The 12,557-nt window shown below is 72.9% G+C and carries 11 protein-coding genes; 7 read left to right on the top strand and 4 right to left on the bottom strand.

Going from position 1 to position 12,557, the window contains the following annotated elements; genetic code table 11:
* Positions 1-51: 51 nt before the first annotated feature.
* The 3 genes from ACLIRP_RS02980 to ACLIRP_RS02990 all read right to left on the bottom strand — a co-directional run bounded on the left by ACLIRP_RS02980 (position 52) and on the right by ACLIRP_RS02990 (position 2,477).
* The gene (locus ACLIRP_RS02980) at positions 52-1,158 is read right to left on the bottom strand and encodes an alkene reductase (protein WP_412062473.1); all 1,107 of its coding nucleotides are present in this window, start codon (positions 1,156-1,158) and stop codon (positions 52-54) included.
* A 135-nt stretch (positions 1,159-1,293) separates the two neighbouring features.
* Positions 1,294-1,950: a peroxiredoxin-like family protein gene (locus ACLIRP_RS02985; RefSeq protein WP_412062474.1), complete on the bottom strand. Its 657-nt coding sequence runs from the start codon at positions 1,948-1,950 to the stop codon at positions 1,294-1,296.
* Between the two features lie 119 nt (positions 1,951-2,069).
* Positions 2,070-2,477: a hypothetical protein gene (locus ACLIRP_RS02990; RefSeq protein WP_412062475.1), complete on the bottom strand. Its 408-nt coding sequence runs from the start codon at positions 2,475-2,477 to the stop codon at positions 2,070-2,072.
* A 105-nt stretch (positions 2,478-2,582) separates the two neighbouring features.
* Between ACLIRP_RS02990 and ACLIRP_RS02995 the strand changes: the two genes are divergently transcribed.
* The 5 genes from ACLIRP_RS02995 (at position 2,583) to ACLIRP_RS03015 (ending at position 10,092) form a co-directional block, all read left to right on the top strand.
* Positions 2,583-6,026 (top strand): methylmalonyl-CoA mutase family protein, encoded by a 3,444-nt coding sequence (locus ACLIRP_RS02995; protein WP_412062476.1) that lies wholly within the window; start codon positions 2,583-2,585, stop codon positions 6,024-6,026.
* Between the two features lie 61 nt (positions 6,027-6,087).
* Entirely contained in the window at positions 6,088-7,404 is a 1,317-nt protein-coding gene (locus ACLIRP_RS03000; RefSeq protein ID WP_412062477.1) for a hypothetical protein, read from the top strand.
* A 235-nt stretch (positions 7,405-7,639) separates the two neighbouring features.
* Entirely contained in the window at positions 7,640-8,125 is a 486-nt protein-coding gene (locus ACLIRP_RS03005; RefSeq protein WP_412062478.1) for a hypothetical protein, read from the top strand.
* Between the two features lie 123 nt (positions 8,126-8,248).
* On the top strand, positions 8,249-9,427 hold the full coding sequence (gene pabB / locus ACLIRP_RS03010; RefSeq protein WP_412062479.1) for an aminodeoxychorismate synthase component I: 1,179 nt from the start codon (positions 8,249-8,251) through the stop codon (positions 9,425-9,427).
* Positions 9,424-10,092, top strand: a complete 669-nt coding sequence (locus ACLIRP_RS03015; RefSeq protein ID WP_412062480.1) for an aminotransferase class IV — start codon at positions 9,424-9,426, stop codon at positions 10,090-10,092. The genes pabB and ACLIRP_RS03015 overlap by 4 nt, the downstream gene beginning before the upstream one ends.
* Here the strand turns inward: ACLIRP_RS03015 and ACLIRP_RS03020 are convergent.
* Entirely contained in the window at positions 10,080-10,853 is a 774-nt protein-coding gene (locus ACLIRP_RS03020; protein WP_412062481.1) for a DUF5602 domain-containing protein, read from the bottom strand. The two genes, ACLIRP_RS03015 and ACLIRP_RS03020, sit on opposite strands and share 13 nt — an antisense overlap.
* A gap of 141 nt (positions 10,854-10,994) precedes the next feature.
* Between ACLIRP_RS03020 and ACLIRP_RS03025 the strand changes: the two genes are divergently transcribed.
* Positions 10,995-11,606, top strand: coding sequence for a DUF937 domain-containing protein (locus ACLIRP_RS03025; RefSeq protein WP_412062482.1), 612 nt, complete (start codon positions 10,995-10,997; stop codon positions 11,604-11,606).
* A gap of 138 nt (positions 11,607-11,744) precedes the next feature.
* Positions 11,745-12,554: a PPK2 family polyphosphate kinase gene (locus ACLIRP_RS03030; protein WP_412062483.1), complete on the top strand. Its 810-nt coding sequence runs from the start codon at positions 11,745-11,747 to the stop codon at positions 12,552-12,554.
* Positions 12,555-12,557: the final 3 nt, after the last annotated feature.

Genomic DNA, 12,557 nt, shown 5'->3' on the forward strand with positions numbered 1-12,557 from the left:
AAGGCCGCCGCCCCGAGTGGGAGCGGCGGCCTCTGGTGTCGGACGGGTGGCTCAGGCGGCCTTCGCCAACTCGGCCTCCTCCACGGCGAGGCCGTCCCAGATCGGGTAGTCGGTGTAGCCCTCAGCGCCGCCGCCGTAGAACGTGTCGGAGTCAGGCTCGTTGAGGCCGGCGTCGAGGCCGGCGGCCTGGGCGGCAAAGCGAATCGGCAGGTCGGGGTTGGCCAGGAACGGGCGGCCGTAGCAGATGAGGTCGGCCGCGCCGCGCGCGAGCTCGGCCTCGCCGCTCTCGCGGTCGTAGCCGCCGTTCGCGATGACGGCGGCCGGGAAGTGGTCGCGCATGAGTTGGACGGCGTCGTAGCCGGCGTCCGGGCCGACGCGGATGCCGTGGAGGTAAACCAGACCGGCGTCGCCGAACAGCTGGGCGACGGCCGCGAACGTCTCCTGGGGGTTCGCGTCGGTCACGCCGTTTGTGCCCTGGCCGAACGAGATGCGGGCGCCGACGCGCTCGGCGGGCCACTCGGCCAGCACGGCCTCGGTCACCTCGCGAACGATGCGGAGCCGGTTCTCCAGCGACCCGCCGTAGGCGTCGGTCCGCTCGTTCGAGCCCGACGACAGGAACTGCTCGAGCAGGTACCCATTGGCCGCGTGGATCTCGACGCCGTCGAACCCGGCTTGCTTCGCGAGCCGCGCCGCGCGGCCGTAGTCGGCGACGGTCTCGGCGATCTCGTCGGTCGTCATCGCGTGGGGCGTCTCGAAGTCGACGAACTGGAAATCGGGCGTCATGGCCTTGCCCTCGGCGGGGATCGCCGACGGCGCGACGGGGAGCGCGCCGTCGTGGTACGACGAGTGCGACACGCGGCCGACGTGCCACAGCTGGAGCACCATCCGCCCGCCGACGGCGTGGACCAGGTCGGTGACCTCGCGCCACGCCTCGACCTGCGCGTCGGTGTAGATGCCGGGCGTCTGCGGGTAGCCCTGGCCGCGCGGCGAGATCTGCGTGGCCTCGGCGATCATCAGCCCGGCCGACGCGCGCTGGGCGTAGTAGGTCGGCGCGAGCGCGGTCGGGGTCTGGTCCTCGTGGCGGCTCCGGGTCAGCGGCGCCAGCACGACGCGGTTGGGGAGGGCGAGCGGGCCGAGGGCGAAGGGGGAGAGGAGCATGGGGGAGGGGAGAGGTGTCTGTCGTAACAACCTTTCCGGCGAGACCCCCGTTCCGCCCTCACCGGAAACGCAACGAGGGGGCCACACGCCCGCGCAGCCCCCTCGCGAGAAGTCCTTGACGCCGGCCCTGCCCGGTCAGGCGACGACGCCGAGCGCCTGGAGCGCCGCGACGACGTCGGCCGGCTCGGCCCGCTGGGTGTAGTCCGGGTCGACGAAGGCGTACCGGACCGTCCCGTCGAGGTCGATCACGAACGTGGCGGGCATGGGGAGCTCGTGGGTGGCGTCGCCATTCGCCGCCTCGAGGTCGATTCCGAAGCCCTGGTAGGTCTCGACAAGGTCGGCGGGCGCCTCGAAGACGAGGCCGTACTCCCGGGCGACGGCGTTGCCGACGTCGCTGAGGACGTCGAACGACAACGCCTTCTTCTCGGCCGTCGAGAGCGTCGCGTCGGGCGTCTGCGGCGAGATGGCAACGAGGCGGGCGCCGGCCTCGGTGATGGCAGGGAGCGCGTCCTGCAGCGCCTTGAGTTCCAGGCTGCAGTACGGGCACCAGCCGCCGCGGTAGAACGTCAGCACGACGGGGCCCTGCGCCAGCAGGTCACCGAGGCGGATCGTCTGGCCGATGGCGTTGGGCAGTTCGAACGAGGGCGCCGAGTCGCCCACGGAGACGGCGCCGGCCGTCGGGTCGGCGGCGGTGAGGGCCGCTGTGGCACGGTCGATAACCGCGAGGGCGGGGGCGGGGATCTGGGCCCGGTTGGCCATGTTGGCGGCGGCGAGCTGGTCGGTGAGGGACATGTGGGAGGGGATCTAATTGGTTGTTGCCACAACCAACCAGCCGCGCCCGTCGTTGCCCCCGTCCCACGTCTCCTCGGAGGCTCCACCGCCCCTCTGCCGTCCGTCCGTTTCCCGCCGCCTTAGCGCCGCGCCGCCAGCAGGGGCCCCGCCAGCACCCGCTCCAGTTGGAGGTCGAACGCCGTCCGCTCGCGGCCGACCTTGAGCACCACGAGCGTGGGCCGTCGGAAGACGCGGACGCCCTGGCCCGCCGCCCGCTGGCGCAGCAAGACGGCGTCGCGGTCGACCGCACGCGCGGCCTGGGCGGCCGAGGCGTAGTCGTAGACGACGAGTGTGCGGCCCTCGACGATGTACGCCGTGCCCTCGCCGATGACGCCTTGGGGGCGGACGGCTTGCAGGGGCTCGGTCGTCCACCCGTGCGCGAGCAGGGCGCGGACGAGGTCGTGCCGCGTCTCGGCCGGGGCGTCCTCGGGCAGCACCGGCGCGCAGCCGGCGGCCAGGACGACGAGCAGGGCGGCGATCCGACGCATGGCGGGCGCTCTTGAGTCCCCATCGAACGCGCCGCTTCCCGTCGCGTTCACCGAGATCCAGGGCCAATCCCTCTACCTTCCGAAAGCGCTTCCGATCGACCGACCATGCCCTACACGCCCGAGCACCCCGTCCGCTTCGTCACCGCCGCCGCCCTCTTCGACGGCCACGACGCGGCGATCAACATCATGCGGCGGATCCTGCAGGCGCAGGGCGTCGAGGTGATCCACCTCGGCCACGACCGCTCGGTCGACGACGTGGTCCGGACGGCCATCGAGGAGGACGCCCAGGGCATCGCGATCTCGTCGTACCAGGGCGGCCACGTCGAGTATTTCAAATACATGGTCGACCTCCTGCGGGAGCGCGGCGCCGGCCATATCCAGGTCTTCGGCGGCGGCGGCGGCGTCATCGTGGCCGACGAGATCGCCGAGCTGGAGGCGTACGGCGTCGCCAAGATCTTCTCGCCCGAGGAAGGGATGCGGATGGGGCTTGAGGGCATGATCGAGTCGATGGTTCGGGCGTGCGACTTCGACCCGATGGAGGCGACTGGCGACCGGCGATCGGCCATCGGCGAGTCGGACGAGACCCTGGCAGTCGCCTCGGCGTCGGACGTGCAGACCGTCGCCCGCGCGCTCACGGCCGTCGAGCAGCGCTCGGCCCGGCACGCTGGCGACGGCGCCCCGACCCTCGCCCCCCGGTCGCCGATCCCCGATCGCCGGTCGCCGGTGCTCGGCATCACCGGGACCGGCGGGGCGGGCAAGTCGACGCTGACCGACGAACTGGTCCGCCGCTTTTTGAACGACTTCGACAACGCCACGATCGCCGTCCTGTCCGTCGACCCCACGCGGCGGAGCACGGGCGGGGCGCTCCTGGGCGACCGGATCCGGATGAACAGCCTGTACGGCGAGCACGCCGACCGCGTCTACATGCGCTCGTTCGCCACGCGCCAGGCGCACCGGGCCACGTCGGGCGCGCTCGCCGAGGCCGTCGACGTGTGCCGCGCGGCGGGCTTCGACCTCGTCATCGTCGAGACCGCCGGCATCGGACAGTCCGACACCGAGGTCGCCGAGCTGGTTGACGTGTCGCTCTACGTGATGACCTCGGACTTCGGGGCGCCGACGCAGCTCGAAAAGATCGGGATGCTGGACGTGGCGGACCTCGTGGCCCTCAACAAGTTCGAGAAGCGCGGGGCGCAGGACGCGCTCCGCGACGTGCGCAAGCAGGTCCAGCGCAACCGGGGCGCCTTCGCCGAGTCGCCGGACGCGATGCCCGTGTATCCGACGATGGCGGCGCAGTTCAACGACCCCGGCGTCTCCGCGCTCTACCTCGCTGTCCTGGAGCAGCTTGCGCCCCACGGCTTCGACCGGACGTCGTCGCTGTTCGACGCCGCCGCGCTCCCCGAGCTCGACCCCGCCGAGCTGGCCGTCATCCCGCCCGCGCGGCAGCGCTACCTCGCCGAGATCGCCGACACGGCGCGCGACTACCGCGCCTGGGCCGAGGCCGAGGTGGCGACCGCCCGGAAGTGGGGCCAGGCCGTCGGCGCCCGCCAGCAAGTCGACGCCTGGGCACCCGAGGACCGCGAGCAGCTCGCGGGCCGCCTGGACGAGATGGCCGCGCACTGGCGCTCGCGCCTCGACCCCCGCTCGCGCTCCATCCTCGACAACTGGGACGCCGTTGCCCAGCAGTACGGCGGCGACGAGCTCGTCTACTCGGTCCGCGGGAAAGACATCCGCCAGCCGCTGACGCGCGAGACGCTCTCGGGCACCAAGATCCCCCGCGTGGCGCTGCCCCGGACCGAGGACCCCGGCGAGCGCTTGCGGTACGCGCTGTTGGAAAACCTGCCCGGCCACTTTCCCTTCACGGCCGGCGTCTTCCCGCTCAAGCGCGAGGGCGAGGACCCGACCCGGATGTTCGCCGGCGAGGGCACGCCCGAGCGGACCAACAAGCGGTTCCACCTGGTCAGCACCGGCCTGCCCGCCAAGCGCCTGTCGACGGCCTTCGACAGCGTCACGCTGTACGGCCGCGACCCCGACCGCCGGCCCGACATCTGGGGCAAGGTGGGCACGTCGGGCGTCTCGGTCGCCAGCCTGGACGACATGAAGAAGCTGTACTCCGGCTTCGACCTGTGCGCCCCGACGACCTCGGTCTCGATGACGATCAACGGGCCCGCCCCGGCGATCCTGGCCATGTTCTTCAACACGGCCGTCGACCAGCAGGTCGAGGCGTTCCTCAAGGCCGAGGGGCGGTGGGACGCCGCCTCGGCCCGGATCGCCGACGAGCTCGGCGACGACCGCCCTGTGTACGTCCCGTACGAGGACGACGGCCTGCCCGAGGGCCACGACGGGGCTGGGCTCGGCCTGCTCGGCACGTCCGGCGCGGAGCTGGCGGCGTGGGGCCTCTTGACCGACGACGAGTACCGAACGATCCGCCAGCGGGCGCTCCAGTCGGTCCGCGGGACGGTCCAGGCCGACATCCTGAAAGAGGACCAGGCCCAGAACACCTGCATCTTCTCGACCGAGTTCTCGCTCCGCTGCATGGCCGACGTGCAGGCCCAGTTTATCGAGGAGGGCGTCCGCAACTTCTACTCGGTCTCGATCTCGGGCTACCACATCGCCGAGGCCGGCGCCAATCCGATCTCGCAGCTCGCGTTCACGCTCGCGAACGGGTTCACGTACGTCGAGGCGTACCGGGCGCGGGGGATGGACATCGACGCGTTCGCGCCGAACCTGTCGTTCTTCTTCTCGAACGGGATGGACGCCGAGTACGCCGTCATCGGCCGCGTCGCCCGGCGGATCTGGAGCGTGGCGATGCGCGAGCTCTACGGGGCGTCGGAGCGGAGCCAGAAGCTGAAGTACCACGTCCAGACGTCCGGCCGCAGCCTCCACGCTCAGGAGATCCAGTTCAACGACATCCGGACGACGTTGCAGGCGCTGCTCGCCATCTACGACAACTGCAACTCGCTGCACACGAACGCCTACGACGAGGCGATCACGACGCCGACGGAGGAGAGTGTGCGCCGCGCGATGGCCATCCAGCTCATCATCAACCGCGAGCTGGGGCTGGCGCAGAACGAGAACCCGATCCAGGGCGCCTACATCATCGACGAGCTGACGGACTTGGTCGAGGAGGCCGTGCTCCGCGAGTTCGAGCGGATCTCGGACCGCGGCGGCGTGCTCGGCGCGATGGAGAGCATGTACCAGCGCGGCAAGATCCAGCAGGAGTCGATGCTCTACGAGCACCGCAAGCACTCGGGCGAGCTGCCGGTCGTCGGCGTCAACACGTTCCTGCCGCCCGAGGGCGCCGAGACGGCGACCGAGGTGAAGCTCATGCGCGGGACGGACGCCGAGAAGCAGCGCCAGCTCGACGGCGTCGCCCGCTTCCACCGCCGCCACGCCGACGACGCGCCCGCCGCGCTCGCCGACCTCCAGCGCGTGGCCCGGACCGGCGGCAACGTCTTCGAGGCCCTGCTCGACACGGTCCGCGTGGCGACGCTCGGCCAGATCACGACGGCCCTCTTCGAGGTCGGCGGGCAGTACCGGCGCAACATGTAGTCCGGCGTGACCCCTGGCGGGGCGGGGCGTCGCACGGGGGGAGGCACTCGTCTGTCGCGCTATGCCGTCCCGCCTCCTTCTCGGCCTTCTGGCTGCCGTCCTGCTCGTCCCGTCCGTCTCGGCGCAGACGCCGCCGTCCGAAGCCCGCATCCGCGCCGACGTGCTGGCGCAGGTGCAGCCCACCGCCACGTCCGTCACGCTGCGGGGCAACGGCGCGCGCGAGTGGAATGCCGGCGTCTGGGAGTTCGTCCACTCCATCACCACGCGGAAGCCGTACGACGAGATGCCCGGCGTCGAGATCGAGAGCTACGGCGACGTGGTCTACCAGTCGCATGGCTCGACGTACCAGTACGACCGCTACCGCGTCGGCGACTGGCGCTACTTCGGGATCCCGGACCCGAGCCCCGACGAGGTCGAGGCGGTGCTCGGCACGGACCCCGTCTCGGTGTACCCCGGCAACACGCTCGACGCCGACCGTGCGCTGGCGGTGCGGATCGAGGACGGCACGTATTGGCACAACCCGACCTCGGTGACGGTCAAGGTGGGCGCGCGGTACCGGACCAAGGAGGGCCCCACCGAGATCGCCGACCACGAGGGCGTCTTCGACGTCCGCCTCTACCGGGACGACGTGGACGGGCCGTGGACGGGCTTCGTGGTGATGGGCCGCGAGGAGACCGAGCTCGGCCGCGAGACCCGGCCGGCGCACGAGATCGCCGACCTGCGGACGCTGGACCTCGCCGCCGCGATCGCCGGGCTGGAGGCCGAGGCCGCCGCCCTCCCGGACGTCTCCGTCCCCGACTTCGCCAGCGCCGAGGACCTCGCGCGGTTCGTCTACCGCGTCGCCCGGGAGAGCGACGCGCCGACGCTGGAGGCGTACCTCCGGGCCCTGCTGGCGCCCCGCCACTTTGTCGACGGGACCGACGGCGCGCTCGGGGTGCACGCCAAGGCCGAGATCGTCGACCCGGCGCTCGCGGCGGCCCTGGGCGGGCGGATGACGTTCCGCGAGCAGACCTGCGAGGCGCCCGTGCTCCACGAGGAGCGGACGCGGCGGAGCAACAACCGGGTCTACTTCCACAGCGCGCTCACGGCGCCCCCGCGCGGCGGCGGGTCGGCCGTGGCGATGGAGGTGGCGGTGGAGCAGGCGCCGGGGGGCTACCGCAACGGCCAGGCGTTGCCCGGGCGGCTCGCCGTCGGCGACCTCAAGATCTACGTCAGCGACGACCCCGACGACGCCGCCTGGATCGCCTCGTTCGACGACCCCGCGGCCATGTGCCCGGGGCCGGCGGGGCAGGCGGCCGACGAGGCGCAGGGCGCGGTCGAGGGCGCCGTCGAGGAGGGCCGGCGCCGGCTGGGGCGGCTGCTCGGGCGCGGCAACTAGAGGAGCGCTGCCGCTCGCGCGAGTCTGCTCAGCCCCGCCCGCACCGGGACGCCTCGCCCGGGGAAACGGGGCGTCTCACTCTGGGCCGGCCGGCCGCCCAAGCTGGCGCGACCGGGCGGCCCGGGGCGGCGATGGTGCGCTGGCGTGACATCCGGGGGGAGTGATGCGCTGTGGCGCAGGCTGGTCGCGGCCATGCAAGCATCGTCGGCACACCCCGCCCGAACCCTCCGCTGCAATGTCCCGCGACCCCAAACCGCCCGCCTACGTCGAAGCCATGATCCGCGAGGCCGTCGCGCACGTCGAGGCCTGCATCAAGACGCCGCTCGCCGACCTCGGCTACACAGGGCCGGAGTCCGGCCTCGACCTCACCGACGGCCAGCACGACTTTCTCGCGGGCTACATATGGGGCGGCCTGCAGCGGCTCCTGGAGATGGGCGAGCTGACGTCGGAGGCCGACGTCGAGCGCGCGGCGAACCGGCTCTACGCCCGCCTCATCGGCCCCTTCGACCGCGACCTGCGCCCGTGGCACCAGTGGGTCGTCCGCGAGGCGCTCCAGCACATGCAGCGCCCGCACGCCCTGCTGGGCTACTGCGCCGGGCGCGGCGACGTGATGGAGCGGATGCGGGCGACCGAGTTCCGCGCGGCCCTCGGGCCGGCGCTGGCGAACCTCACCGGGACCGACCTCGGCCCGGCGCAGACCGACACCCAGATGGATTGGTAACGGGTGATGGGTCAGGGGCGATGAGTGATGGGCCTCTCCGATGAGGCCTCGTCGCCAAGGTGCCTCGTCCCCGTCCGCCGTCTCTTCCCGGAACGCGGAGCGGTGTCGCGGGCTCTACACCCCATGCTCGCCGACGCCCTCCGCTCTCCTGGGACGGTCCTCCTGGACGCCCCGCGCCCCGACGCCGACTCCGGCCGTCGGGGCGCGGTGTTGTTTGCGGGCCCCCGGCGCGAGCTCCGGGCCGACACGCCGGCCGAGGTGGGGCCGCTGCTCGACGGAATCGACGCGGCACTTGGGGAGGGCCGGCACGTCGCCGGCTTCCTGAGCTACGAGGCCGGCGCGGCGCTCGTCGGGCTCGCGCCCGGGCCCCCGGTGCCCGGCGTCCCGCTCGGCTGGTTCGGCGTCTACGATGCGCCGCTCGAGGTGGCGCCCCGGGCGCTGGCGGAGGCGCTCGATTCGGCGGGTTCGCCGTCTGTCGTCGACGTCCAACTCGGGGTGAGCGAGGCGGGGTACCGGGCGGCGTTCGACACCGTCCGCGCCCACATCCGGGCCGGCGACGTGTACCAGGTCAACCTCACGGCGCCGCTCGGCTTCGCCCTCGACGGCGACGCGCTCGCGCTCTACGCCGCGCTCCGCCGCCGCCAGCAGGTCGCGTACGGCGCCTTCCTCCGCCTCGACGGGCTCGCGGTCGCGTCGGTCTCGCCCGAGCTGTTTTTCCGGATCGACCCCGACGACGACGGCCGCACCGTCACCACGCGGCCGATGAAGGGGACGGCCCCGCGCGGCGCCACCGCCGACGCCGACCGCGCCCTCGCCGCCGACCTGCTGGCGAGCCCGAAGGACCGCGCCGAGAACTTGATGATCGTCGACCTGCTGCGCAACGACGTGGCGCGCATCGCCGAGCCCGGGAGCGTCCGCGTCCCCGCCCTCTTCGAGGCCGAGCAGTACGAGACGGTCACCCAGATGACCTCGACCGTGACCGGCCGCGTGCGCCCGGACGCCCGCCTCGGCGACGTGCTCCGCGCGCTCTTCCCGTGCGGCTCGGTGACGGGCGCGCCCAAGCGGCGCGCGATGGAGGTGATCCGGACGGTCGAAGGGGGGCCGCGCGGCGTGTACTGCGGGGCCATCGGGACGGCGTCGCCGGACGGCCGCGCCGCGTTCAACGTCGCCATCCGGACGGCCGTCGTCCAGGGCGGCGAGGGGCGCTACGGCGTCGGGAGCGGGGTCGTGTGGGACAGCCGCGCCGAGGCCGAGTACGCCGAGTGCCTGTTGAAAGGGCGCGTGCTGACGGATCTCGCATGAGCGCGCCGCGCCTCCTCGAAACGATGCGCGCCGTCGACGGCCGCGTCGCCCTGCTCGACCGGCACCTCGCGCGGCTGGCGGCGAGCGCGCGCGCGCTGGGCTACCCCGTCGACCCCGACGCCGCCCGCGCCCTCGTGGCCGACCGGACAGGGGAGGAAACCGAGGCCCTGCGCCTGACGCTCGGCCCCGACGGCGCCCTCGACCTGACGGCCCGCCCGCTCGCGGACGACCCGTTCCGGACGGTCTGGATCGACATCGACCCGCTGTGGGAGGCCGGGACGTGGCGGTGCGTCCACAAGACGACCGCGCGCGACCACTACGCCGCTCGCGCCGCCCGCGCCCGCCGGCACGGCGCCGACGAGGCGATTCTGACCAACCTCTCGGGCCACGTCATCGAGGGGACGCGGACGACGGTCTGGGCCGAGATCGACGGGCGGTTGTGGACGCCCCCGCTCGCGGCCGGCGGGCTGGCGGGCGTGATGCGGGCCCACCTGCTCGAGACGCGCCCCGAGGCCGGCGAGCGGACGCTCGCGCCCGCCGACCTCCGCGCCGCCGACGCGCTCTTCCTGTCGAACGCCCTGCGCGGCTGGATGCCCGTCCGCCTCGTCGTGAGCGCGCCGCGGGGGGAGGGGCCGCCCGACCCTCCTCGGGGTTACTCGCGATAGACGAGCCCCTCGAGCGCGACCGTGTACTCGTTGGCCTCGGCGTCGAAAGCGGCGGTGTAGCGCGTCGGGTAGTAGCCGGGCCCGGGGTAGCGCGCGGGCGTCGGGATGGCCTCGTCCACGGCCGCCCGGCTGGCCACGAAGGCGTTGGTCAGCATCGGCTCGACGAACGCCATCTGGCCGTCGTAGAACCCGTAGATGAGGACCTCCGTGAACGAGCCGCCGGGGGCGTAGGTCGGGTCCGCCGTGTCGATCCAGTGGGCGCCCATGCGGGGGACGCCGCCCGGCGTGGGCACGTAGCCGGTGGGCACGAACGGCCCGTCGGGCATCGCGGCCAGCTTTTCGCCCCAGGCCGGGTCGGCGGGCGAGATGGCGTCGCGCTGCGAGGGTGAGAGCAGGTAGAAGTGGACGTCGACGTGCGGCCGGTCGAACAGGCCCGGCGGCTCGTGGCCCTGGGGGTTCCAGTCGAGCGTGACATGGTCGAAGGGGAGGCCCTCGACGTCGGGGAGGTCGAGGGGCAGCTCGAACATGCCGTGCATCGGGTCCTCGCTCGGGGTGTGGGCGGCGAGGAGCGCCGCGAGCGCGTCGGCTCCAAAGGTGACGCCGACGGCCGTGGGCGTGCCGTCTTCGGCCGTGCGGACCCACGACCGGGCCTCGGCGTCGCCGAACGATGCGCGCTCCCCGACGGTGAGGCCGGGGTCGGGCGTGGAGCCGTCGCAGGCGAGGAGGCCGACGGCGGCGAGGAGAAGCAGGGAATGGCTCATGGTTGGGGGAAGCTGGGGCAGGGGTCCATGCGCCGCCGCCCGCCGGGAGGGGTCAGCCGGGGGGCAGGGCCAAGCCCGGACCCCGCCCGACCCGTCCGGGGTACTGTCTCCGTCCGTACTCCTCCTCCCGCCGCCTCTCGCATGAACAGCATCCTCGACCTCCTCGCCGACCACATCGGCGGCGACAACATCGGCCAGATCGCGGGCGCCATCGGCGCCGACAAGGGCCAGACGCAAACGGCCGTGGCCGCCGCGCTCCCCGCCATCCTGACCGCGCTCAACCGCCAGACCAACACGACCTCGGGCGCCGGCGCGCTCGCGAGCGCCCTCGAGCGCGACCACGACGGCTCGCTCCTCGACCACCTCGGCGGCTTCCTCTCGGGCCAGGTCGCCGGCAAGCAGGCCGACGGCGGCGGCATCCTGGGCCACATCTTGGGCGGCCAGCGGCCGACCGTCGAGCAGGGCGTCGCCCAGGCCTCCGGCCTCGACATGGCGCAGGTCGCCAAGCTGCTCCCGATCCTGGCGCCCATCGTGATGGCCGCGCTCGGCAAGCGCAAGCGCCAGGCCGGGCTCGACGAGGCCGGCCTCTCGGGCATCCTGGGCGAGGACGCCACGCGCGCCCGCCAGGCCGCCCCGTCCAGCGTCATCGGCGCGCTCTCGGGCTTCCTCGACCGCGACGGCGACGGCTCCATCCAGGACGACCTGATGGCCCAGGCCGGCAAGGCCGCCCTCGGCAAGCTCTTCGGCCGCTAGAGACCCGACGAGAAGAGGAGGGGAGGAGGCGAGCCCCGCCTCCCGTCCTCGTTTCCTCCGCGCGCCAGTTGGCATTCATTGCGAGGGCTGGGCCGTCGGTTCGCGGTACTCTCCGGTCTCCGACCGCCCCCGCCCCCGATGACCGGCCCCTATCGCATCGCCCCCGGCGAGACCGTCGACCTCGCCGACCGCGCCACCGACGACGACGGCGGCCTCGACGAAGACGCCGCCCGCGAGCAGCTCAAGGAGAACGTCCAGAAGCTCCGCGAGCTCCAGGAGCGCCTCTACGCCGAGGGCGAGAACGCCGTGCTCGTCGTGCTCCAGGCCATGGACGCCGGCGGCAAGGACTCGACCACCAAGCACGTCTTCGGCGCGCTCAACCCCCAGGGCGTCCGCGTCGCCAGCTTCAAGGCGCCGACGGACCTAGAGAAGGACCACGACTTCCTGTGGCGCGTCCACCACAAGGCCCCGCGCGCGGGCATGATCCGCGTGTTCAACCGGTCGCACTACGAGGACGTGCTGATCGTCAAGGTCCACGAGTGGGCCTCGCCGGAGACGATTGAGCGGCGCTACGGCCACATCCGCGCGTTCGAGGAGCTGCTGGCGGACGCCGGCACCCGCGTCGTCAAGGTGATGCTCCACATCTCGAAGGACTACCAGCTCGAGCGCTTCCGGCGTCGCCTGGAGCGGCCCGACAAGCACTGGAAGTTCAACCCCGACGACTTGGTCGAGCGCGAGCTCTGGGACGACTACATGCGCGCCTTCGAGACGGCCATCGAGCGGACGAGCACCGAGGCCGCGCCGTGGTACGTCGTCCCCGCCGAGACGCGGTGGTACCGCGACTTGGTCGTGAGCCAGATCCTGCTCGACACCCTGGAGCGGATCGACCCGCAGTACCCGGCGCCCGACTTCGACCCGCACGACTACCCGCCGGACGGGATCGAGTAGGCG

It is taken from the genome of Rubrivirga halophila, assembly GCF_046845755.1.
Taxonomy (GTDB): domain Bacteria; phylum Bacteroidota; class Rhodothermia; order Rhodothermales; family Rubricoccaceae; genus Rubrivirga.